Source organism: Lachnoclostridium phocaeense (assembly GCF_959599685.1).
GTDB classification, from domain to species: Bacteria; Bacillota; Clostridia; order Lachnospirales; family Lachnospiraceae; genus Claveliimonas; species Claveliimonas monacensis.
On the sequence record NZ_CAUGIN010000036.1, the window covers coordinates 1 to 22,552 of the forward strand.

The window sequence follows — 22,552 nt, forward strand, 5'->3', positions numbered from 1 at the left end:
ATGATTTCATATTCTTGTCACTCCTTTATATAAATAAGCAGACTGCGCTTACCCTTTACTATAAACAATCCGCTGAAAAATGGCAAGTGTAACTGTTTGCTTCCGGCAGTCATCTGTTAAGTATGACGGTAAAAGAGTGATTAAAAAAAGTTTCAAAAACCTATTGACATTTTTCGCACCATAGGATATAATAAATTTCGTTGCTGAGGCAATAACAAATTAATATCTATCCAATTATTGGATGTGCGCGTAGCTCAGCTGGATAGAGCGTCTGGCTACGGACCAGAAGGTCGGGGGTTCGAATCCTCTTGCCCACGTTGAATGACGAGTTCCTGCAAGGGAACTCGTTTTTTATATTCTTCAGCTTTTCATTTCACATATATTTAATACCACAGTCACATTTTTATCACATTTTCTCTGTATAGTAATAATCGAACAAAGGAACAAAACCTTTATTCAATTTTCTTTTTCATAATTTCCCCCTCCGGCCAGAGTGTTTTCACTCTGGTCTTTTTATACTGTTTTCGTTTGACTTGCCCTCATGTGCAGGTATACAATAGAGTAGCTTGACATATGGTACATGCCCCATAAAACGGAAAGGACTGAAAAAAATGACAAAAAAAATAGCCGTTATCAACGACCTCTCCGGATTTGGCCGCTGCTCTCTCACAGCCGCCATCTCCGTCATCTCTGTCATGGGAGTACAGCCCTGTCCCCTGCCCACAGCGATCCTAAGCGGGCAGACCGGATATCCCCACTACTACTGTGACAGCTATACAGACAAGATGCCCCTCATCCGCTCGGAGTGGGAGAAAATGGATGTCCATTTCGACGGGATCTGCACCGGTTTCCTGGCAGACGAAAGGCAGGTAAAGCAGATTCAGATGTTTCTGGACAGCTTCCTGAAGGAAGACACCTTCCTTCTTGTAGACCCGGTTCTTGGCGGGGATGGAAAGCCCCACGGCCTCTTCACAGAGGGCCTGCTGGCAAAAATGAGGGAGCTTTGCCGGAAAGCGGACATCATCACTCCCAACCTGACAGAGCTGTGTCTCCTCACAGGGGCAGACTACGAGGAGCTGGGAGCTGTCAGGAACATCCCCCTTCTCATGGAGGTGATCAGCGAGCTGGCCCGCTCCCTCCTCCACGGAAGGCTTCGGGAAGTGCTCATCACCGGCATCCACTACACGGACGAAAACGGGATCCCCATGATGGGAAATCTGGATGTCACCGCCAACGATCACACCCTGATCCCCTTCCCCTGCATCGGCGGCAGCTACTCCGGCACCGGCGATCTCTTCGCCGCCTGCATCGCAGCCGGCATGGCCAGGGGAGACACTGTGACGGACTCGGTGCGGCTGGCCGGCGAATTTATCAGCCTGGCTCTCTCTGACTCCATAAAAGAACAGGTACCTCGCAATGACGGCGTCAATTACGAAAAGTACCTGTCCATGCTGGCTCCTAGCGGAACCCTCTGTAACGATTCAGACACGCATATATCTCCTGCTTCCTTGTCATAGCCAGGGAAGAGGGGATGTATGATCCTTTCACCAGGCAGGAAAGCCCCCTGGTCTCTATCTCTCTCCAGATCTTCTCCGCCAGCTCCTCAAGGCTGGCGTTCTTTTTTGTCTCCATCTCCTCGATGACATTTTTCAGCACGTAGCTGAGGGTAGTGGTCTGCTCGCTGTCCGTGATCTGCTCCACATACTTGAGCTCCACTGTGTCTTTTCCTATGGAGAAACTGTCTTTCCCGTACTGTTTGACCTTGATCTGTCCATGCTTCTTGTCGATCTTTCCAAGGCACGGGTGACGGGACATGACACCCCATCTGGCGATCCCCTCGGATTCCCTCCGATGGGCTGCCACAAACTCCATCTCCTCCTTATTCCGGCTGCAGATATCCTTCACATGGTCCGTGATATCGCAGGCCCTGTAGGTGTCCATCTGGATGATCTTGTCCGCGATGTAGAAGTAGGCTCCCGAGCTGCCCGCCACCAGGATGACCGAGACGCCCTTCTCCTCATAGAGCTTCCTGGCCTGCTCGATAAAGGGGGTGATAGGCTCCTGCTCCCTGGCGATCACAGACTGCATGAGAGCATCCCTCACCATGAAATTGGTGGCAGAGGTATCCTCATCAATGAGGAGAGCCTCCGCTCCCGCCTCCACAGCCTCCACCACATTGGCAGCCTGGGAGGTAGAACCGCTGGCATCCTCTGTGGAAAAGTCCACCGTGTCCTTCCCATTTGGCAGATGATTGATAAAGGGCGAGATATCCACATGGGCCACAGCCCTTCCGTCCTCCGCCCGGATCTTCATGGCTGTATCATCTGTAATAACATATTCCCTTCCATCTCCTTTAATATGATTATAGACGCCCAGCTCCAGGGCTTTTAGCAGCGTGGATTTGCCGTGGTATCCTCCGCCCACGATGAGGGTGATGCCTCTGGGGACCGCCATCCCCTTCAGGGCGCCTTTATGGGGGAGCATTAACTCCACTTCCATGCTCCTGGGACTTTCAAACACCACCGCACCCTTCATGGGCTTGTCCGAGACGCCGCTCTGCCGTGGCAGGACAGAACCGTTTGCCACAAAGGCTGCCAGCTCACGCTTCCTCAGCTCCTCACGGATAAAGGTCTGGTCCTCCGCCAGATCTGCCACCTCCTGGAGCACTTTTGCGTTCAGATTCCTGTAGTACAGCGCCCTCTTGACACACTGAGGCACGTAGTCAAACAGGATCTTCTTCAGTTCAGGCGCATTGATGGTCCGCCCGTTGGCCGGAAAGCCCACTTCAAAACGCACCAGGATCCTCTTATCATTCATCTCCAGAGCTGTGCGCTCCAGCACCTCCTGTCCGCACCTGCTGATGCTGATCAGACCACTTTTTCCAGATCCCTTTGCCTGAAACATGTACTCGGAGACCTGTCGGGAAAACTCCCTGGTAAGATGGTCCTGCAGAGCGATCCTTTTGTCCTTTCTGTCAAAAAGCTCCTCCGGGAAGGCCGCTGTCTTCTGGGACACTTCTACACTCACCTTGGAGGGCGCTGCAAAAGGATCTCCCTGGACATGGTCGATGTGGAGGATAAAGCCGGGAAACTGCCAGCTACCGGCCAGGCTCTTGTAAGCCGGATAACTCTTCCTGTGTATGCTCATAAGCTGCTGTTCCAGCTGCACTGCTGTGTTCATATTTCTGTCCTGCTCCTTTTCGTCTATTTCTCTTTCTGCTCCCGGAAAACAAAAGTTCCGGTCTTCTCATCCATGGCGTCCACAATAGCCAGGGACTCCAGCTGGTATCCCAGGTTTCTTATGATGCTGCCGCCGGCCTGGAAGCCTTTCTCAATGACGATGCCGATCCCCTCCACAGTGGCTCCCGCCGACTGGACGATCTGGATCAGCCCCTGGAGGGCACAGCCGTTGGCCAGGAAATCATCTATGATCAGCACATGGTCGTCCTCACTGAGAAACTTCTGGGACACGATAACCTGATTCTTACAGCGGTGGGTAAAGGACTCCACCTCCGCCACATACATCTCGCCTTCGAGGTTGATGCTCTGTGTCTTCTTGGCAAATACAACAGGCACTTTGAAATGCTGGGCAGCCACACAGGCAATCCCGATGCCGGAGGCCTCAATGGTAAGGATCTTGTTGATCGGCTTTTCCTCAAACCGACGCTTGAACTCCGCACCAATCTGATCGAACAGCTGGATATCCATCTGATGATTTAAAAAACTGTCTACCTTCAACACATTCCCCTCTGTGATGATTCCGTCTTTTACAATGCGTTCCTCTAAAAAATTCATACCAAATTCCTCTTTTGTTTTTAATTTTACTATCTATTATAGGAGAAAACAGAGTAGTTGACAATCACTGTTTTTTCATTCTATACTTTATCTGTCGCCGCAGGGCCGGGAGCAGGCTGCACACAGAGCAGATCATGCCACTCACCCTGCATTTTACTTGGACAGGAGAATATTCATATGGAAAAGATCACAACTGTTTTATTTGACCTGGACGGGACACTGCTGCCCATGGACCAGGATCTGTTTGTAAAATCATATTTCGGGAAACTGGCGGAGAAAATGGCGCCCCGCGGCTATGACCCCGATGGTCTCATCAAAGCCGTGTGGGGAGGCACAGCCGCCATGGTACAGAACAGCGGGAAATCTACCAACGAAGAGGTATTCTGGAACTTTTTCAGCGGTATCTACGGTGAGAAGGCCCTGAGGGACATCCCTGTCTTCCAGGAATTCTATGAGGTGGAATTCCAGGAGGCCAGGCAAGTGTGCGGCTTCAATCCCCTGGCCGCCCAGGCCGTGGCCCTCTGCCGTGAGCTCGGACTTCGCAGGGTCCTTGCCACCAACCCGCTCTTCCCTTCCATCGCCACAGAGAGCCGGATGCGGTGGGCCGGCGTCTCACCGGAGGATTTTGAATACTATACCACCTACGAAAATTCCGTACACTGCAAGCCCAACCCGGACTACTACAGGGACATCCTCGCCCACTGCGGCCTCCGTGCAGAGGAGTGCCTGATGGTGGGAAATGATGTGTCAGAGGACATGGTCACAGAGACACTTGGAATGAAGGTCTTTCTCCTCACAGACTGCCTGATCAACAAAGAAGGAAAAGATCTGTCCGGATATCCTCAGGGAAACTTTGAGGATCTGATGACATTTATACAGAAACTCAGATAAGGAGGGATGTGTCTTGCAGTCAACGATCCAGAATCTCTTTTCATTTATCCAGGATTCTCCCACCAGCTACCATGCGGTGGACACCATGGGATCCGTCCTGCAAAGCGAGGGGTATGTACGTCTTGAGGAGAGTACCCCCTGGAAACTGGTTCCCGGCGGAAAATATTTCGTCACCCGGAACCTCTCCTCCCTGATCGCCTTCCGCATTCCCGCGGAACCTGCGGCCAGTTTCCACATCGCCGCCAGCCACGGCGACTCCCCCTCCTTTAAGATAAAGGAACTTCCGGAGCTTCCCTCAGCCGGCCTCTATGTCCGGCTGAATGTGGAAAAATACGGCGGCATGCTGATGGGGCCCTGGATGGACCGCCCCCTCTCCGTGGCCGGGCGCATCCTGGTGGAAAAAGACGGGCAGCTCCGGACAAAGCTGGTGAACGTGGACCGGGATCTTCTCCTCATCCCCAGCCTGGCCATCCATATGAACCGGGAGGCCAATAACGGATTTAAGCCTGATCCGCAGAAGGATATGCTGCCTCTCTACGGAGACATTTCCCGCAGAGACACGTTCCTTCGCTGTGTGGCGGAGGCTGCCGGGGAGGATCCGGAGCACATTGCTGGGCACGACCTTTTCCTCTACTGCCGCATGCCGGGCACTCTGTGGGGGGCCGGAGAGAAATACATCTCAAGCCCCAGACTGGACGATCTGCAGTGCGCCTTCTCCTCCCTGACCGCTTTTGTACATACAGGAAAAGACAGCAGTCAGGGGGATATCCCGGGCCCCTCTTCCATCCCCGTCCACTGTGTGCTGGACAACGAGGAAGTGGGCAGCGTCACAAAGCAGGGAGCTGCATCCACCTTTCTGAAAGATACACTTCAGCGGATCTGTCTCTGTCTTGGCAAGTCAAGAGAGGACTATCTCACCATGTTGGCCTCCAGCTTCATGCTGTCCGCTGACAATGCCCACGCAGTGCACCCCAATCAGCCGGAGAAGGCGGATGCAGTGAACCGCCCTTCTATAAACAAGGGCATTGTCATCAAGTACAATGGGAACCAACGGTACACCACCGACGCCGTGTCTGCCGCTGTTTTCAAGACCATCTGCCGCCGCGCGCAGGTGCCCTTCCAGACTTTTCTGAATCGGTCCGACATGGCGGGAGGCTCCACCCTGGGGAACATCTCCGCTTCCCAGGTGCCGGTAAACACAGTGGACATCGGTCTGCCCCAGCTTGCCATGCACTCTCCTTTCGAGACTGCGGGCGCTGCAGATACAGACTATATGATACGAGCCATGGAGGAATTTTTCCGGTGCCGCATCCACTGTAAGGGCGACGGATCCTATGATATAAAGTGATAAAATGCCTGGTTTTTCCAGGCATTTTTTCATATTAACAAATCATTCAAAAAGTTCACAATTTATTTACTGAAAAATAGTAGTATTTCTCAACACAAGTGCTATAATTAGTCTCAAATCGTTATTTTTTCAACACATTAAGGAATGGAGGAAAGATTATATGGACAATCAATTGGCACTACTGACACTCTGCGGATCTGTCATTGCTCTTCTCTTTGCGGCAAGCCGGGCAAAAAAAGTCCTCAGCTTTCCCGGCGGCACTGAGCAGATGAAAAAGATCTCCGCGTCCATCCACAACGGGGCTATGGCCTACTTAAGGCGCCAGTACAAGATCCTGGTGAGCTTTTTCGTGGTCATGTTCGTCATCCTCTTCGTCATGGCACTTCTGGGGCTTCTGACATGGTTCGTCCCCTTTGCGTTTGTGACAGGAGGATTTTTTTCCGGCCTCTCCGGATTTGTGGGCATGCAGATCGCCACAAAGGCAAATGCCCGCACGGCAGCCGCCTGCCAGAACAGCCTGAACAAAGGGCTGAACGTGGCATTTTCGGCCGGATCAGTCATGGGCTTCACAGTGGTGGGGCTGGGACTTCTGGATATCTCCATCTGGTACCTCCTTCTCCGGTTAGTCTTTAAGCTCCCGCTGGAAGATATCACAAGCACCATGCTGACCTTCGGTATGGGCGCTTCCTCCATGGCTCTCTTCGCCCGTGTGGGCGGCGGCATCTACACGAAAGCTGCCGATGTGGGAGCTGACCTTGTAGGAAAAGTGGAGGCCGGCATCCCCGAGGACGATCCCAGAAATCCGGCTGTCATTGCGGACAATGTGGGGGACAATGTAGGCGACGTGGCCGGTATGGGCGCCGATCTCTACGAGTCCTACGTGGGCTCCATCCTCTCCGCCTGCTCCCTGGGCGTCATTGCCTTCAATAAGATCGAGTCCGTGGACCGAGTCAACGCGGTGGTGATCCCCATGATCCTGGCCGCCATCGGCGTGCTGGCATCCATCATCGGCTCCATGCTTGTAAAGACAGGTGAAAACACAGACCAGAGCACTCTTCTGAAGGCTCTCCGCCGGGGAACCAACACAAGCGCTCTCATCATAGCCGTTGTCTCCTTCCCCCTTGTATGGTTCATTCTGGGAAAAGACTTTATCGGATTTTACTTTGCCATCCTGGGCGGTCTGCTGGCAGGAGTGCTGATCGGCTTTTTTACGGAATACTTCACATCGGATACATATAAACCGACCCAGAACCTGGCAGACAAATCCGAGACCGGCTCCGCCACCATCATCATCGGGGGCTTGAGCCTGGGCATGCTGTCCACAGCCGTTCCCATCATCATCATCGCCGTGTGCGTCATGGCTGCCTACGCCTTCTCCGGCGGCTTCATCGAGTCCACCAGAGGTCTCTACGGCATCGCTCTGGCGGCTGTGGGCATGCTCTCCACTCTGGGCATCACCCTGGCCACTGACGCCTACGGTCCCATCGCCGACAACGCCGGCGGTATCGCGGAGATGGCGGGTCTGGAAGAGACGGTGCGCCAGCGCACGGATGCCCTGGACTCCCTTGGCAACACCACAGCTGCCACAGGCAAGGGATTTGCCATCGGCAGCGCAGCCCTCACCGCTCTGGCCCTGATCGCCTCCTATGTGGAGAAAGTCCAGGAAGTGGGCGGCAGTGACGTGGTTCTGGACATGAGCGTCATGAACCCCACCGTCCTTGTGGGCATCTTCATCGGCGCCTGCCTGCCCTTTGTCTTTGCAGCCCTGACTATGTCCTCTGTGGGCCGGGCAGCCCAGAGCATCGTGGTGGAAGTGCGCCGCCAGTTCAGGGAGATCAAAGGCCTTATGGAAGGGAAAGCCGAGGCAGATTACGCAAGATGCGTGGACATCTGCACAAAGGCCAGCCTGCACGAGATGATTCTTCCCACTCTGCTGGCTATCGTGACTCCTGTTGTGACCGGCCTGATCCTGGGCTACAACGGCGTCATCGGCCTTCTCACCGGCTCCACTGCCACCGGTTTCCTCATGGCCATCTTCATGGCAAACGCAGGAGGCGCGTGGGACAATGCCAAGAAATACATTGAAAGCGGAAAGCACGGCGGCAAGGGAAGCGAGCAGCACAAGGCCGCTGTGGTGGGAGATACTGTGGGGGATCCTTTCAAGGATACATCCGGTCCCTCCATCAACATCCTCATCAAGCTGCTGTCCATGGTTTCCATCGTGTTTGCAGCCCTTGTTGTCAATTACCACATATTCTAAGGAACATACGGAAAAGCCCGGGCAGGGATGCAATGTCCCGCCCGGGCTTTTTTTCACTTTTATCAGTATTTCCAGGAATCGCCGCTGCCGCCCTCCTGCACAAGAAACCAGAGGTTTCCCTCCGCCTCGTTGTCTGCAGTGCGGAACACGTCCTCCACATCCTCCATGGCCTGGATCTGCCTTCGGAAAGAAGAATAGGCAAAATCCTCTGTCCCCGATGCGGCAAAGATGAAGAAATCATCCCAGTCATGCCCGGACTCCCGGACAATGGAAGCCATATAGTCCCCGTCAGTCGTAAGGCTGCCGCTGGAAGGCATAAAATATCTGAAGTAATCCAGACAGTACTCAAAGGTGTGCCAGGTGGTCACCGAACCCATGGAAAACCCGCAGAAAGCCCGGTGATCCCTGGAGGCGGCCAGCCGTCTGCGCAGGCTGTCAGAAGAAAGGCGGCCGACAGGATCAGAAGGCGAGAAGTCCATACTTTCTTCATAAATCATTCAGCTCCTGTACATCTTTTTATTCTGATTATAAATGTACTGCGCTCAAATAAGAAGTTCCTGTCAGTTATCCAGTCCCAACCCGGCGGTAGGGGCTCTTTACTGCCGCACCGGCTCTTTAAGCAGAAAAAAGGCAGAATTGCTGTTTAAATCTCGATCAGCTCATACTCCCGTGAGCCTACACCCAGATCCGCAGCCGCCTCGATGGTGTGGATCCCGTTCCGGCTGTTCACCCTCTCCATAAAATGATCTTTTCCCGGATCATCCGAGTTCATAACAAGATCCATGCAGGCCTGATCAATAGCCACCGGGTCTGTGGATGCCAGAATACCGATGTCCTTCATACACGGATCCTCCGCCACCGCACAGCAGTCGCAGTCCACGGAAAGGTTCTTCATGACATTGATGAAGGCGATCTTTCCTTTAAAATGCTCCGTCACACTGGAAGCCGCGTCCGCCATGGCCTCCGGGAAGGCCACGCTGTCCGCGTGCTGCTGCCATGTCTCAAACCTGTCATCTGTCTTTCCCTCAGAGTGGATCAGCGCCTTGCCTGCCCTGGATGCGCAGCCAATGGCAAGCTGCTTGAGAGCTCCGCCGTACCCGCCCATGGGATGTCCCTTGAAGTGAGCCAGCACCAGCATGGAGTCGTAGTTTTCAATATGTTTTCCCAGCTTGTTCTCCTTCAGGATCTTTCCATCCGGGATGGGCCAGGTCACGTCCGGTCCTTCCGCGTCCATAAGGTCCACATCAAAATACTTTGTCCATCCGTGTTCCTCGATCAGCTTAAGATGTTCGGGCGTATTGTCACGCACGCCGGTGGTGGCATCGCCGTAGGCCGTGTTGCACTCCACAATGGTTCCCTGCACTTTGTCCACCATGGGCCGCCAGAATTCCGGTCTCAGGAAATTCTGGTTTCCTTTCTCCCCGGAATGGACCTTCACAGCCACCTTCCCCGGAAGCTCCACTCCCATCGCATCGTACATCTCAACAACTTTCTCCGGAGTGATCTCCCGTGTAAAATATACTTTTGCCTTCATATTATATTTCCCTCCTTATGAACTGTATGTCTTCTGTTTCTTCTTATATTGTAAACCCCGTTTTTCCTCAATGTCCAATGCTTTTATTGTCTGGCAATGAATACCTTCAAGGCATATATGACAATTGAATATAAGCATTAGACACTTTTTCATCACGGGACTACAATAAAGATATCCGGAAAGGAGGAGTCAAATGACCATAGACGAAGCAAGCAGGCGCTACAACATCCCGCTGGAAATGCTCCGGGAGTATGAGCGCTGGGGACTGTGCAAGGCAGTAAAAAAGGTAATGGGATCCTGGCAGTATGACGACACGGATCTGGAACGTCTGAGGCTTATCATGACCCTGCACGATATTGGCTTTGCTAGCTCCGAGATAGAGACCTACATGAAACTGCTGCTGGAAAAAGAGGGGAGTGAAGATCAGCGCCTCCGGATACTTGATCAGAAAAGGCGTATCCTTCTTGGCGAGATCCATTCCTGCGAAAAACGGCTGAGTCATCTGGACTATCTCCGCTACAATATCCGCAAAAACCAGGACAAAAAACAAACTGTTTAAGGAGGCATTTTTTATGAAAATTCAGGACAAAGAAACATTTGACAAGGCAAACGTATTTGGACAGGGACAGGAAAATACCGCTTTCGCTCAGTATTTTATCGGAAATTCCTATTTAAATCCTCTGACAGACCCGGCCGCCTGCGGGCTGGCTCTGGCCAACGTCACATTTGAGCCGGGCTGCCGCAACAACTGGCACATCCACCATGCAAAGACTGGCGGCGGACAGATCCTGATCTGCACGGCAGGAAGCGGCTGGTACCAGGAGGAGGGCAAGGATCCTGTAAGCCTGGAGCCGGGGACTGTCATCGTCATTCCGCCGGAAGTAAAACACTGGCACGGCGCCAAGGCTGACAGCTGGTTCTCCCACATTGCATTTGAGGCTCCGGGAACAGAGACCAGCAACGAGTGGCTGGAAGCTGTGGACGACGAAGCATATTCTAAACTGGACTAAACAGAAACAGAGGTGACGCACAATGAGCAGTTATTATGAGACAGATCCCGAATTTATGGAGCGTTTTGAACATTTTGCTTTTGACGAAGTTGTCAATGAAGAAGGACAGCAGCTTGACGATATCACCCGCCATATGGCCATCACCGCCACGCTGCTGGGCTGCCAGGGCATAGACGAGTTCCGTCTGGAAGTTCCCAGGGCCCTGGATGCCGGCCTTTCCCCTGTCATGTTAAAGGAAGTCATCTACCAGGCCGTGGATTACCTTGGTATCGGCCGGGTGCGCCCCTTCCTTGACGTGGCAAATGAGATCCTTACTTCCAGGGGCGTAAAACTCCCGCTGGAGGGCCAGGCCACCACCACCATGGAGGACCGTCTGGAAAAAGGAGTCCAGGCCCAGGCCGATATCTTCGGCGACCATATGAAAGAAGCATGGAAAGCCGGGCATATCAACCGCTGGCTGGCGGACAACTGCTTCGGCGACTACTACACCCGCACCGGCCTTGACTTAAAGCAGCGCGAGATGATCACTTTCTGCTTCCTGGCCGCCCAGGGCGGATGTGAGCCCCAGCTTACTTCCCACGCAAAGGGAAATATGAACCTGGGCAACGACAAGGACTTTCTGATCCGGGTCGTATCTCAGTGCCTGCCTTACATCGGCTACCCGAGAAGCCTTAATGCAGTAGCCTGCATCAACAAGGCTGCTGAGCAATAGAGACAACACAAAAAAGAAACAGCGAAGGCGTCCGTACAGCAGATGTGCGGACGCCTTTTTTCACGCCTGTAACTGTTCCAAATCACCTTGATCCCCAGTGCCGCCATTCCGGTGACCGATACACCTGCCACTGCTTTTAATAATGTTCCTGTTTTGTTAATTTAAGGGAAACTTGGTGATTGCCTTATGTCCGGATTTATCTTATACTTAATGGTGTTGAAAACCAGAATGGAAAGGAGATCATTCCCATGAATTTTATATACCCTGCAGTCTTCCACAAAAAAGAAGACGGAACGTATCACGCCGTCTTTCCGGATCTTACATGCTGCGAGGCATCCGGAGACACCCTGGATGATGCCATCGACAACGCCAACGATGCGGCCCGCAATTGGATCTCAGTAGAATTGGAAGAAGAGGAACCGGATCTGCCCTGCGTCTCCGACATAGAGGACATTTCGGTGGAAGAAGGCGATATCGTCCGCAATATTTCCGTCAATATCCGGTTTTATGAAGGATGGGATGAATAAGGTCAGAACAAAATAACCGGCAAAAAACAATAGGGCCCGCAGGCCCTATTGTTTTTTATATGCTCTGATACATTGCTACCCCTGCGCCGCAAAGTTTCCTGTGTACAGCTGGTAGTATTTTCCTTTCTTCTCGATGAGCTCGTCGTGCGTGCCTCTCTCGATGATGCGGCCCTGTTCCATGACCATGATACAGTCAGAGTTCTTAACTGTAGATAAACGGTGGGCGATGACAAAGGTGGTACGGCCCTTCATCAGGGCGTCCATGCCGGCCTGCACCAGCTTCTCCGTCCGGGTATCGATGGAGGAGGTTGCCTCATCCAGGATCAGCGCCGGGGGATCCGCCACAGCGGCTCTCGCAATGGCAAGAAGCTGCCTCTGGCCCTGGCTTAAGTTGGCGCCATCGCCGGTGAGCATGGTGTCGTAGCCGTCGGGAAGACTGCGGATAAATCCGTCCGCGTTAGCCAGCTTCGCGGCCCGGATACACTCTTCATCCGTGGCATCCAGCTTTCCGTAGCGGATATTGTCCATAACAGTGCCGGTAAAGAGGTGGGTATCCTGGAGCACGATGCCAAGGGACCGTCTGAGATCCGGCTTCTTGATCTTATTGATGTTGATGCCATCGTAGCGGATCTTGCCGTCCGCGATATCGTAAAACCGGTTGATCAGGTTCGTAATAGTAGTTTTTCCCGCTCCCGTGGCGCCCACAAAAGCAATCTTCTGCCCCGGTTTCGCGTAGAGGCTGATATTGTGGAGAACAATCTTCTCATCCGTGTAGCCGAAATCTACATCGTCAAACACAACGCCGCCCTCCTGCTTTGTGTAGGTGACAGTGCCCTCTGCCTTGTGGGGATGTTTCCAGGCCCACAGGTTCGTGCGCACATCGGACTCTGTGAGCTGGCCGTTCTCGTCCTCTTTCGCATTGACCAGCTCCACATATCCCTCATCGATCTCCGGCTCCTGATCCATCAGATCAAATACACGCTGAGCGCCGGCCGCAGCGTTGACAACAAAGTTGAGCTGCTGGCTGACCTGGGTGATGGGGTTGGTAAAGCTCTTGTTCAGCCCAACAAAGGTGATCACCGTACCGATGGTGACACCGGCCAGGCCATTGATGCCCAGGATGGCTCCCACGATGGCAACCAGAGCGTAGCTGATCCAGCCGATGTTGGCATTGACAGGCATCAGCAGGTTGGCGTAGCGGTTGGCCTTGTCTGTGCTGTTCCTGAGCTTTTCATTCACTTTGTGGAAGTCGGCCATGGCCTCCTCCTCGTGACAGAATACCTTGACTACCTTCTGTCCGTCCAGCATCTCCTCTATAAAACCGTCCACAGCTCCCAGATCGATCTGCTGGCGTACATAGTATTTTCCGGACAGACGGGAAAATCGGGATGTCACAAAAAGCATGACCGCTGCGGTGAGTATGGAGATCACTGTCAGCACCGGGTTCAGGATGATCATAGTGACAAGGGTCGCCGCCATGGTGATCACAGAGTTGATGATCTGGGGAACACTCTGGCTGAGCATCTGCCGCAGCGTATCCACATCGTTTGTGTAAACGGACATGATATCCCCGTGAGCGTGGGTGTCAAAGTATTTGATAGGCAGAGATTCCATCCTGCGGAATAAATCGTCCCTGAGATGGCGCATAGTTCCCTGGCTCACATTGACCATGATACGGTTGTAAGTGAAGGCAGTGATCACACCCACTCCCATCACACAAGCCAGACGGACCAGGTCGGAAGCAAGTCCGCTGAAGTCATCTGTCCCGTTTGCCAGCATAGGTGTGATGTAATCATCCACCAATGTCTGGGGAAAAGTCGCCCCTATGACAGTGGCTACAGCTGTGATCATGATACAGGCAACCACCAGCAGGAACGGGTACTTGTAGTAGTGAAGCATATATCGTATCACTCTGCTGATCAGCTTCGTTGCCGTCGCTGTCCTGTCCGTCTGTTGTTTCTCGTTCTTCTTATCATTTATAGACATAGAGCATTTCCTCCTTCCCTGTTTAAGCCGGCTGATCGAAATCGCCGCCGCCCTCGATCTGCGAGTTGTAGATTTCCTGGTAGATGGCGTTGTTCTTCAGCAGATTTTCATGGTTGTCAAAGGCATCGATCCGTCCGTCGTCCAGCACAAGGATCCGGTCAGCAGACTGCACGCTGGAGACCCGCTGGGCAATGATAATCTTCGTCGTCCCGGGGATCTGTCTTGCAAAAGCTTCCCGGATGCTTGCGTCCGTCGCCGTGTCCACAGCGCTTGTGGAGTCGTCCAGGATCAGAACCTTGGGCTTTTTCAGAAGGGCACGGGCAATACACAGCCTCTGCTTCTGTCCGCCGGACACATTGGAGCCTCCCCTCTCGATCCTTGTGTGATATCCCTGGGGCATCCTGTCAATAAACTCATCCGCACAGGCCGCCCTGCAGGCTTCGATACATTCCTCCTCTGTCGCCTCCGGATTGCCCCAGCGCAGATTGTCCAGGATCGTTCCGGAAAACAACGTGTTTTTCTGGAGCACCACAGACACCTGGTTCCTGAGGACCTCTGTGTCGTATTTGCGGACATCTACCCCGCCTACACAGACAGAGCCCTCGTCCACATCGTAGAGGCGGCAGATCAGGTTCACCAGACTGCTCTTGCCCGATCCGGTGCCGCCGATGACGCCAATGGTCTCGCCGCTCCTGATATGGAGGTCTATGTCTGAGAGGGCATTTTTCCCGCTTCCGTGTTTATAAGAAAAATTCACATGATTAAAATCAATGCGCCCGTCAGCCACTTCTGTCACCGGGTCATCAGGGTCACGAAGGTCTGCCTCCTCGCTCAGCACCTCGCTGATACGGCGGATGCTGGCCATGGACATACTGATCATGACCACCACCATAGAGAGCATCATAAGGCTCATCAGAAGAGACATAATGTAGCTGAACAGACTGGTCAGATCGCCTGTAGTCATAGAGCCGCCGACAATATATTTTGCCCCGAACCAGGATACGGAGATGATGCAGAAGTAGACTGCCACCATCATGGCCGGGTTATTGAAGGCCAGAAGTCCCTCTGCCTTGACGGAGAGATCATAGAGCATCTTGGATGCCCTGGAGAATTTCACATTCTCGTACTCCTCCCTGACAAACGCCTTGACAACACGGATGGCCGTCACATTCTCCTGGACGCTGGCATTTAAGTCATCGTACCGTCTGAACACCTGTCTGAAGATCTTCAGGGTGACTGCCATGATAGACCCGATGACCACCAGAAGGAAGACCACTGCGATCAGGAACATAGCGCTTAAGGAAGGACTGATGATCAGGCACATGGCAAAACTGAAAATCAGGTTCAGAGGCGCCCGGACCGCCACACGGATCACCATCATAAAGGCGTTCTGCACATTGGTGATGTCTGTCGTCATGCGGGTCACAAGGCCCGGCACGCTGAATTTATCAATGTTTGAAAAGGAAAAGGTCTGAATGTTGGCGTAGATCGCCTCACGCAGATTGGCCGACAGGCCTGAGGCAGCGCTTGCCGCATTCTTTCCCGCCATAGCGCCGAAAAACAGGCTCAGAAACGCCATGAGGACCATAAGTCCTCCATAGCGGTAGACAACTCCCATATTCCCTGCCTCCAGACCTCTGTCTATGATAATGGCGGTAACAAAGGGCATCAGTATTTCCATGATCACTTCAAGGGCGGTGAGGCCTATACATAGAAAGGTGTCCCGCTTATACTGTCCCAGCTGCTGTATAACTTTTCTCACTGTAAGATAACCTCCTGTCTTTGTTTGATTGGCTGTGTTCCATGTCTGTCAGATGAAGCAAAAGCTTGCGCTCCAGCTTCTACAGCAGTGCCTTCTCCTGCTGATCCAGCACACTGAACAGCTCTGATTCCATCCTGTCCGCTTTCCGAAGAAGTTGTTCATCCTCAGCCCTGAGTTTGTCTGTAGGGAGGATTTTTTTCTTTCTGATGTCTTCCGGTTCTTCCCGAAAGAGGATATAGCCCGCTCATCTCCTGATCTCCCAAATAAAATTCCAGCTGCGATGTCAGATCCAGGCCGATCTTTTTTGCCATAAAGAGCAGCTCTTCTGTCCTGATATCTTCTGTCATTTTTGTCCAACACCTCCTGTATGCTCCCGGGCGGAACTGTTCGGACAGAAACAGTTCACAGCCTTATCTTTTTCCCATACAAGATTTTATCTCCGAATACTGGAAATGTGAAATTCAAAAATGTTATAATCTATAAAAGATATTTATTGCATAAGAAAGGAGTCTTTTATGAATACAGTACAGCTGGAATGTTTCATGGCCGTGGCAGAGCACCTGAATTTCTCCAAAGCATCCAGGGAGCTGAAGATCACCCAGCCTGCAGTCAGTCATCAGATCCATGCCCTCGAGGAAGAGCTGGGCGTAAAACTGTTCATCCGCACAAGCAAGAGCGTCACCCTGACCCAGGAGGGGATCCTCTTCGTCCCGGACGCGCAGCTCATCCTGAAGACAGCCCTGTCAGCCAGGGAAAGGCTGGGGCGACATGAACACTTTATCCCTCTGGAGCTGGGGTGCCACAACAGCATGGAGGCCGGCCTTTTTCCTCCAGTCCTCTGCACCCTTGCAGAAGAGTTTCCTCTTCTGCGCCCTAACATCAGCCTGGTTCCTTTCCCCTCTCTTCTAAGCCTGGTGGAAAACGACCAGGTCCACGCCGCCCTGGGGATCAAGCAGGAACAGAAGCACGCCTCTCTCATTTTCCATAAACTCTGCAGCGCCCCTCTGTCCTGTATCTGCTCGCCCCGCCATCCCCTGGCAAAATATGGGACCGTGTCCAAAAGAGAACTGTCCGGAAGTTTCATTGCCTGCTCGCCCCGTCAGATCCACGACACCATCTTTGCGGTACAGAACAGCCTGCTGGTAAATCTGCCGCCGGAACAGCGGTATCTGGCAGGAAGTATCGAGAGTGCCCTGACACTTGTGAGCGCAGGGCTTGGCTATACGCTGTACCCGGATATTCCCGGTGCCAGGAAGGAGGGCCTGTGCTATATCCCCGTCACCGGTCTGCCGTCCGTCACCTTTGGCGTCTACTATCAGCAGAAAAACGACCACCCTGTACTGAAGCGCTTTCTCACATTGATGAGGCAGGCTTTCCCGGCTCCGGACGCATAGATATTTGTCCTTATATAAGCAGATAGAGGACGCCTGCCCGGCGTCCCCTAAAACAGTATGTCCGGCGGATCACTTACATCGCCTCGAAAACTTCTACTTCAGCCCCTTTGTCATAGGAATGAGGCACAAAAGCGCCACGATCCCCACCAGACCGATCACAATCCCTGCGATCATGTGGCTCCACACCATTGTCAGACACATGCCCACACCAAAGAGCAGGGCTCCCACAATCCCAAACAGTACGATCCCGATCGTCTTTCCAGACACGTGGACCGGCTCTTTATTCTCCATTTTTCTCCACACAAACACCATGATCAAAAGGACAACAGCGCCTGCCGCTCCCATTACCACACCGGGCCGGAAAGCATTCCACTCCGGTATCAGAGCCAGGCACATGCCAAGCGCAAAGAGAACTCCTCCTATCGTTCCCAGGATCATTGCAGTAAATGTACTTTTCTTCATTATTTTGTTCCTCCTCTTTTTTCTTCTCTCATCTTCTTCTCAGCCGCAAGTCTCTTTTTCGCATCTTCCACTGACTCCCCGTCCTTTGTGAGGAACTGATCCACAAAGGAGTCGGACATCTTTGTGAAACCGCCGACCGCTCCTTCTTCAATTTTTTTGTAACCGCCGACCACGCCATCCTCGATCTTCCTGTAGCCACCGACTACTTTTTCAGCAATCTTTTCATTTGCTTTCACAAGCTTTGATTTTGCCATATTCTATCTCCTTTCCTTTTTCTTTCCTGTTGACGATATAAGGATAGCGCCGGAATATTGGAGTAATGTTGCGGTTTTGTTTGTGAAATATTAAAATCAGCCCCCGTCCCGGACAGTATCCGGACCTGGGGGCTGAAGCAAAACAGCTATATGAATCTCAGAACCTACCTATATTTTTTCAGATCTTCCAGCACATCGGCCAGAGTGATGGACGCAAGTTCTCTCTCCATGGCCTGCTGGACCCGGAGCAGCTTGTCGTCCAGTATATTGTGGATGTTTTTTCCAACCGGGCAGGCGGGATTGGGATTTTCATGGAAGTGAAAGAGGGTATTTTCCTCGATGCATTCTACTGCCCGGTACACATCCAGAAACGTGATCTCACCCAGAGGCTTCAGCACAGAAGCGCCTCCGGTGCCCCGCTTTACCTCGATGATCCCCGCATCCCGCAGCTGTGAGAGGATCCGGCGGATGACCACCGGATTCACGTTGATGCTGGAAGCCAGAAAGTCGCTGGTAACCTTATAATCTTCTTTAAACGTCTCTATACACGTCAGCATATGGATGGCGATGGTAAATCTGCTTGAAATCTGCATATCATTCTCAACTCCTTTTCGACTTCCATTTTAGCCGGGACTCATTGTAATGTCAACGATTACAATTTTCCGTCCCCGCTGCCTGAATTCCCAAGGAGATCCTCGTATATATACCGATCTGTATCTTTAAATACATTGAATATGATCCGGTCAAAATCCCTGCCGTGTTCCTCCAGAAATTCTGTCACTGTCTCCACCGCGATCCTGGCTGCCTGGTTATTTGGAAAATGAAATTCTCCTGTGCTGATACAGCAGAATGCCACGGAGCGGATCTGGTGTTCCCGGCAGCACTGCAGCACATTCCGGTAACAGTTCCTTAAATCCTCTTTCAGTTCCTTCGTCAGGGGTCCTCTCACCACAGGGCCTACCGTGTGGATCACATAACGGGCAGGCAGATTGTATCCTTCTGTCAGGACGGCCCTGCCTGTGGGCTCCTGGTACCGGGGACCGTACTGCATCTTCCGGCTGTTCATGTAATGGCTGCAGGCATTCCTGAGCTGGATACCTGCCGCGCTGTGGATCGCATTGTCAATACACCCGTGACAGGGCACGAAACAGCCCAGCATCTGCGAGTTGGCCGCATTCACGATGGCTCCCACCTGCAGCCTTGTGATATCGCCCTGCCAGATGGACAGCCTGTCCGCAAAGGGATGTGGGCTTTTGTACTGCCGCGCCGCCGTGGGAATGTCCTCCAGCGTCACGATTCCCTTTTCTCTGGCTTCCTCTGCAAGGAACGCGTCCTGCACCTCTGTCACATCCTCAGCCATTTCCCCGGGCATCCGGATATTCATAAGGGACCGCAGGAGCAGATCAAGTCTCTCTTCCTGCTCCTGTCTGCTTCCATGAGACATCTTCTTTCCCTCCTTCTAACGCTTTTCTACTGCCCCAAAGGGACACACCTCCATACAGTTCCCGCAGTGGAGGCAGTGTTCCTGCTGGATGACAAGAGGTTTTGCGGACAGATCAATACATTTCCGGGGACACCTGCTGTAGCAGATGCGACAGCCCCGGCACCGGTCTGTGATAAAATATCCACCCTCCCCGGGCCTTGAATCCTTCTCTTCCGCCTTTGCCCCATCCCCCAGGACAAAAGAGTCCCGGAAGATGGGCTTCACAGACAGGTCAAAAAATTCGCCGGTCCCTTCCGATACCCGGAACACCTGCAGTGCCCCGCGGCTCTCCTCCTGGGGATAGATCTGCGTCATGTAGGGGTTTTCCTCAAAGATTTCATCCAGTTTCTCTGATCCGATGCATTCAGCTCTGCCCCGGATGGAGACCGCCTTTCTGCTCATTGTTCCCTCTCCACCGCACATGCCGCTGATGGCAATACAGGGATCTTTCATAAGCTGTTCATAGAAGGCTTTCCCTTTTGCGGTGAGAAAATACAGGCTGTCCTCATCCGCCAGCATGATGTCGATGACCCGGGTGACGGGCCGCCCGCTTCCGTCCACAGTAGCGATAACTGCGGAATGAATGTCTTCCTTTAATATCCTCAGATACTCTTTTGTCTTCACAACCCCACACACCTTTCTTTCATACAGCGTTCTTGCGTGCCTGCCCTAGAACTCGTAAGGCGGATTTCCCGAGAAGTCGGCGATAATGCCGTGGGCATCTCTGATGTAGAACACTTCAAAGATCGGATTGTCCGCCGTCTCGTACTGGCTCTTCACGATCGGATTGTTCATAGCTCCCTCTTTTACCGCCATATTGTTTTCAAATACTGCCGTACCGTGAAGACGGATCCATGCGTATGTCGGATCAGACACAGAGACCTCGATCTCCGGGTTTGCCTGCATGTCCTTGTACACATCTTTTGTGTTGTTGGTACAGAACCAGAGCTTTCCGCCCTGCTCAAAAAGGAACATAAAGGGCCGCACTTTTGCCTTGTTGTCCCTTCCTACTGTACCGGATTAGCCTGTAAAAACTCTACTACTTTTTCCATCATAAGATCTCCTTTCTTGTTGTAACTATTATTATTACATCCACAACCCCAAAACAACACGCGTTCATTGTAATGTCAATAGTTACATCAAAACTTTTTCTGTTTTTCCCGATCTATTGTATGTTTTCAGAGTAGCTGCTCCTCCACCCACTTTCCTACTTTCATAAGAAGCTCCCTCCCTTCATATTCGCCCGGCATATATCGATCCAGAATCCGGACCCACCGTGAGCCAGAATGGGGATTTCCTTCAGATCTTCAAAACAAATCGCCTTCCGGGACGCCATTGCCAACGCAGTTCTCTACGCAGTCTCCCAGCCAGACAATGTAGACGTGTCAGACCTGGCCGTGCGTCCTTCTATGGAGAGCTGACAGTCCTGCCCTTGCGCTCACATCACACGCTCTCAGCTTTCCACTTTTCTTCGGGAGGCAGCCAGATAAAACACACCGATCAGCAGGATAATAAGACTGACCACTGCCCCGGTGATGCCATTCATCAGAGAACGAAAGGCTTCGTCCCCGCTGGAGAAGGAGGAGAACATTGCCGTCTGAAGAGACAAAATGGACACCGCGGCATCGGCCAGTCCAATGCTTCGGATGATGATCCAGGACTGTTCTTTTTTTCCTTCCGGCTGACACTGTGTTCCAGACTGCCAGGATACTCTTCGTAAAAGCATAAGCAGCGGCCACATAGATGGTATATCCCGGATAGGATTTTCCTCCCTCCAGATGAATCAGGAGGATGACAGCACCTCCCAGCACAAAGGCCATGGTAATAAACAGAATGCCGTAACGCCTTCGGATCTTCCGCTCTGGAGTCTTCTTGATCCGAAACCGCCGTCCTGGGGCTAGCCCGGCCTCCTCCAGGTGCTGGGCGATCCAGTAAGCTCTCATGATCCCGAGGATCAGATAGTAGGCGCACAAGGTGCCGAACCAAGGCGAGCCAGCCACAGCTGCCACCACGCCATTGTACAGGGCGATAGCCGCATTGACAGGGATCCCCATCACAGCAGCCAGGCCTGTCCTGTACTTTTTATCTTCTATACAGCGCCCCGTGATCCGTCCCTTTCCTGCCATCTCCCTCAAAAATCTTTTCAGTCTTCTCAGGTCCCGTACCAGATAAAGGCAGGAAAAGCAGAGCGCTGCGGCTGCCGTCCCGTAAAACAGATAGACGGCCCACCGGGGAAATACGCCCTCACAGGCCGCGCTCACAATAGACAGAGCAGCCAAAATCGTGGTGGCCAAATATAAAAGCTCCCTCCACGCCGGCTTCAGATCCGGCAGATGCATTTTTCTCACATGATCCCTCCTCAGGTAGCATGCCACACCGTATTTTCTGCTCTATTTTATCTTCCTTTTGTTTAAGAAATGTTTTTGAAATGTTTCTGAATTATGAATTCAGCTTCCGGATCTGCCTGGCAGGCACACCTCCCACCACTGCATTGGCGGGCACATCCTTTGTCACCACTGCCCCGGCAGCCACAACGGCATTTTTTCCTATTGTGACGCCGGCAAGGATAGTAGCGTGGGAGCCGATCCACACATTTTTCTCGATCCGGATTGGTGCGGGGATATTGTCTCCTCTCTTCTCCGGCTCCATGCCATGGTTAATGGTGGCAAGCACGACCTGAGAGCCGATCAAAGCGTGATCCCCTATGTAGATCCCTCCCTGGTCCTGAAAGTGGCATCCACAATTAATAAAGACATGACTCCCCACGAAAATATTTTTCCCGCAGTCTGTATAGAAAGGAGGGAACAGGGCAAACGTCTCATCTACCGGTTTTCCGATGATCTCCGAGAAAATTTCCCTGATCTCCTCCGGCTCATGGTAAGAGGCATTGAGCTTCGCTGTCAGCCGCATGGCCTCCTGGGCCAGCTCATGCATCATCCTGTGCCTGTCAGACTGTCCTGTCACAGGCTCTCCATTTCGCAGATTCTCTAAAAAAAGTTCTCTCTCCATCTCTTTTTCTCCTTATGAGTTATATTCTTTTTCCCTTTCGATTATAGGGCCGCCCGTTTTTTATATCAAATATATATAAAGAATGTTTTTCCATACTTGAAAAGTATATGTATTCCATTTATAATG

The 22,552-nt window shown here is 52.4% G+C and carries 23 protein-coding genes, 1 tRNA gene and 1 pseudogene; 10 read left to right on the forward strand and 15 right to left on the reverse strand.

Annotated elements, in window-relative coordinates; genetic code table 11:
• The first annotated feature begins 243 nt into the window (after nucleotides 1–243).
• Both Q5911_RS13040 and Q5911_RS13045 read left to right on the forward strand, forming a co-directional pair.
• Nucleotides 244–317, forward strand: a tRNA-Arg gene (locus Q5911_RS13040).
• 294 nt (nucleotides 318–611) lie between these two features.
• Nucleotides 612–1,517: a pyridoxamine kinase gene (locus tag Q5911_RS13045; protein WP_303183403.1), complete on the forward strand. Its 906-nt coding sequence runs from the start codon at nucleotides 612–614 to the stop codon at nucleotides 1,515–1,517.
• Here the strand turns inward: Q5911_RS13045 and Q5911_RS13050 are convergent.
• Both Q5911_RS13050 and Q5911_RS13055 read right to left on the reverse strand, forming a co-directional pair.
• A complete protein-coding gene (locus Q5911_RS13050) occupies nucleotides 1,459–3,180 on the reverse strand; it encodes an ABC-ATPase domain-containing protein (protein WP_303183405.1) in 1,722 nt (573 codons plus the stop codon). The two genes, Q5911_RS13045 and Q5911_RS13050, sit on opposite strands and share 59 nt — an antisense overlap.
• A gap of 23 nt (nucleotides 3,181–3,203) precedes the next feature.
• Nucleotides 3,204–3,794 (reverse strand): xanthine phosphoribosyltransferase, encoded by a 591-nt coding sequence (locus tag Q5911_RS13055; RefSeq protein ID WP_076778430.1) that lies wholly within the window; start codon nucleotides 3,792–3,794, stop codon nucleotides 3,204–3,206.
• A 177-nt stretch (nucleotides 3,795–3,971) separates the two neighbouring features.
• Here Q5911_RS13055 and Q5911_RS13060 point away from each other — a divergent pair, with 177 nt between their 5' ends.
• The 3 genes from Q5911_RS13060 to Q5911_RS13070 all read left to right on the forward strand — a co-directional run bounded on the left by Q5911_RS13060 (nucleotide 3,972) and on the right by Q5911_RS13070 (nucleotide 8,293).
• Complete coding sequence (locus Q5911_RS13060) at nucleotides 3,972–4,685, forward strand: HAD family hydrolase (RefSeq protein WP_281725041.1); 714 nt, start codon at nucleotides 3,972–3,974, stop codon at nucleotides 4,683–4,685.
• 13 nt (nucleotides 4,686–4,698) lie between these two features.
• On the forward strand, nucleotides 4,699–6,033 hold the full coding sequence (locus Q5911_RS13065; protein ID WP_303183411.1) for a M18 family aminopeptidase: 1,335 nt from the start codon (nucleotides 4,699–4,701) through the stop codon (nucleotides 6,031–6,033).
• 160 nt (nucleotides 6,034–6,193) lie between these two features.
• A complete protein-coding gene (locus Q5911_RS13070) occupies nucleotides 6,194–8,293 on the forward strand; it encodes a sodium-translocating pyrophosphatase (protein WP_076778436.1) in 2,100 nt (699 codons plus the stop codon).
• Between the two features lie 62 nt (nucleotides 8,294–8,355).
• Here Q5911_RS13070 and Q5911_RS13075 read toward each other — a convergent pair whose 3' ends face one another.
• Both Q5911_RS13075 and Q5911_RS13080 read right to left on the reverse strand, forming a co-directional pair.
• The gene (locus Q5911_RS13075) at nucleotides 8,356–8,790 is read right to left on the reverse strand and encodes a hypothetical protein (RefSeq protein WP_076778438.1); all 435 of its coding nucleotides are present in this window, start codon (nucleotides 8,788–8,790) and stop codon (nucleotides 8,356–8,358) included.
• 146 nt (nucleotides 8,791–8,936) lie between these two features.
• Nucleotides 8,937–9,827 (reverse strand): DUF362 domain-containing protein, encoded by an 891-nt coding sequence (locus Q5911_RS13080; RefSeq protein ID WP_303183414.1) that lies wholly within the window; start codon nucleotides 9,825–9,827, stop codon nucleotides 8,937–8,939.
• A 193-nt stretch (nucleotides 9,828–10,020) separates the two neighbouring features.
• Here Q5911_RS13080 and Q5911_RS13085 point away from each other — a divergent pair, with 193 nt between their 5' ends.
• The 4 genes from Q5911_RS13085 (at nucleotide 10,021) to Q5911_RS13100 (ending at nucleotide 12,076) form a co-directional block, all read left to right on the forward strand.
• On the forward strand, nucleotides 10,021–10,386 hold the full coding sequence (locus tag Q5911_RS13085) for a MerR family transcriptional regulator (protein WP_303183416.1): 366 nt from the start codon (nucleotides 10,021–10,023) through the stop codon (nucleotides 10,384–10,386).
• A 13-nt stretch (nucleotides 10,387–10,399) separates the two neighbouring features.
• Nucleotides 10,400–10,837: a cupin domain-containing protein gene (locus tag Q5911_RS13090; protein WP_076778444.1), complete on the forward strand. Its 438-nt coding sequence runs from the start codon at nucleotides 10,400–10,402 to the stop codon at nucleotides 10,835–10,837.
• Between the two features lie 22 nt (nucleotides 10,838–10,859).
• On the forward strand, nucleotides 10,860–11,549 hold the full coding sequence (locus Q5911_RS13095; RefSeq protein ID WP_303183418.1) for a carboxymuconolactone decarboxylase family protein: 690 nt from the start codon (nucleotides 10,860–10,862) through the stop codon (nucleotides 11,547–11,549).
• A gap of 248 nt (nucleotides 11,550–11,797) precedes the next feature.
• Nucleotides 11,798–12,076: a type II toxin-antitoxin system HicB family antitoxin gene (locus tag Q5911_RS13100; RefSeq protein ID WP_303183420.1), complete on the forward strand. Its 279-nt coding sequence runs from the start codon at nucleotides 11,798–11,800 to the stop codon at nucleotides 12,074–12,076.
• Between the two features lie 75 nt (nucleotides 12,077–12,151).
• Here Q5911_RS13100 and Q5911_RS13105 read toward each other — a convergent pair whose 3' ends face one another.
• The 3 genes from Q5911_RS13105 to Q5911_RS13115 all read right to left on the reverse strand — a co-directional run bounded on the left by Q5911_RS13105 (nucleotide 12,152) and on the right by Q5911_RS13115 (nucleotide 16,171).
• On the reverse strand, nucleotides 12,152–14,062 hold the full coding sequence (locus tag Q5911_RS13105) for an ABC transporter ATP-binding protein (RefSeq protein WP_303183422.1): 1,911 nt from the start codon (nucleotides 14,060–14,062) through the stop codon (nucleotides 12,152–12,154).
• A 22-nt stretch (nucleotides 14,063–14,084) separates the two neighbouring features.
• Entirely contained in the window at nucleotides 14,085–15,824 is a 1,740-nt protein-coding gene (locus tag Q5911_RS13110) for an ABC transporter ATP-binding protein (RefSeq protein WP_303183424.1), read from the reverse strand.
• A gap of 164 nt (nucleotides 15,825–15,988) precedes the next feature.
• The gene (locus tag Q5911_RS13115; RefSeq protein WP_303183426.1) at nucleotides 15,989–16,171 is read right to left on the reverse strand and encodes a hypothetical protein; all 183 of its coding nucleotides are present in this window, start codon (nucleotides 16,169–16,171) and stop codon (nucleotides 15,989–15,991) included.
• Nucleotides 16,172–16,339: 168 nt separating this feature from the next.
• Here Q5911_RS13115 and Q5911_RS13120 point away from each other — a divergent pair, with 168 nt between their 5' ends.
• Nucleotides 16,340–17,218, forward strand: coding sequence for a LysR family transcriptional regulator (locus tag Q5911_RS13120; RefSeq protein WP_303183428.1), 879 nt, complete (start codon nucleotides 16,340–16,342; stop codon nucleotides 17,216–17,218).
• A 93-nt stretch (nucleotides 17,219–17,311) separates the two neighbouring features.
• Here Q5911_RS13120 and Q5911_RS13125 read toward each other — a convergent pair whose 3' ends face one another.
• The 8 genes and pseudogenes from Q5911_RS13125 to Q5911_RS13160 all read right to left on the reverse strand — a co-directional run bounded on the left by Q5911_RS13125 (nucleotide 17,312) and on the right by Q5911_RS13160 (nucleotide 22,426).
• Nucleotides 17,312–17,680, reverse strand: a complete 369-nt coding sequence (locus Q5911_RS13125) for a hypothetical protein (RefSeq protein WP_303183430.1) — start codon at nucleotides 17,678–17,680, stop codon at nucleotides 17,312–17,314.
• A complete protein-coding gene (locus Q5911_RS13130) occupies nucleotides 17,680–17,934 on the reverse strand; it encodes a hypothetical protein (RefSeq protein ID WP_076778458.1) in 255 nt (84 codons plus the stop codon). The genes Q5911_RS13125 and Q5911_RS13130 overlap by 1 nt, the downstream gene beginning before the upstream one ends.
• A 164-nt stretch (nucleotides 17,935–18,098) precedes the next feature.
• Nucleotides 18,099–18,527: an Rrf2 family transcriptional regulator gene (locus tag Q5911_RS13135; protein WP_076778460.1), complete on the reverse strand. Its 429-nt coding sequence runs from the start codon at nucleotides 18,525–18,527 to the stop codon at nucleotides 18,099–18,101.
• A gap of 59 nt (nucleotides 18,528–18,586) precedes the next feature.
• Nucleotides 18,587–19,378, reverse strand: a complete 792-nt coding sequence (locus Q5911_RS13140) for a protein-ADP-ribose hydrolase (protein WP_303183434.1) — start codon at nucleotides 19,376–19,378, stop codon at nucleotides 18,587–18,589.
• 15 nt (nucleotides 19,379–19,393) lie between these two features.
• Nucleotides 19,394–20,041: a pyridoxamine 5'-phosphate oxidase family protein gene (locus Q5911_RS13145; protein ID WP_303183436.1), complete on the reverse strand. Its 648-nt coding sequence runs from the start codon at nucleotides 20,039–20,041 to the stop codon at nucleotides 19,394–19,396.
• Nucleotides 20,042–20,086: 45 nt separating this feature from the next.
• Nucleotides 20,087–20,469 (reverse strand): annotated as a pseudogene (locus tag Q5911_RS13150) (pyridoxamine 5'-phosphate oxidase family protein).
• A gap of 333 nt (nucleotides 20,470–20,802) precedes the next feature.
• Nucleotides 20,803–21,765 carry a hypothetical protein gene (locus tag Q5911_RS13155; RefSeq protein ID WP_303183438.1) on the reverse strand — a complete coding sequence of 321 codons (963 nt, stop codon included), beginning with the start codon at nucleotides 21,763–21,765 and terminating at the stop codon, nucleotides 20,803–20,805.
• Nucleotides 21,766–21,856: 91 nt separating this feature from the next.
• Nucleotides 21,857–22,426: a DapH/DapD/GlmU-related protein gene (locus Q5911_RS13160; protein WP_303183440.1), complete on the reverse strand. Its 570-nt coding sequence runs from the start codon at nucleotides 22,424–22,426 to the stop codon at nucleotides 21,857–21,859.
• Between the last annotated feature and the right edge of the window lie 126 nt (nucleotides 22,427–22,552).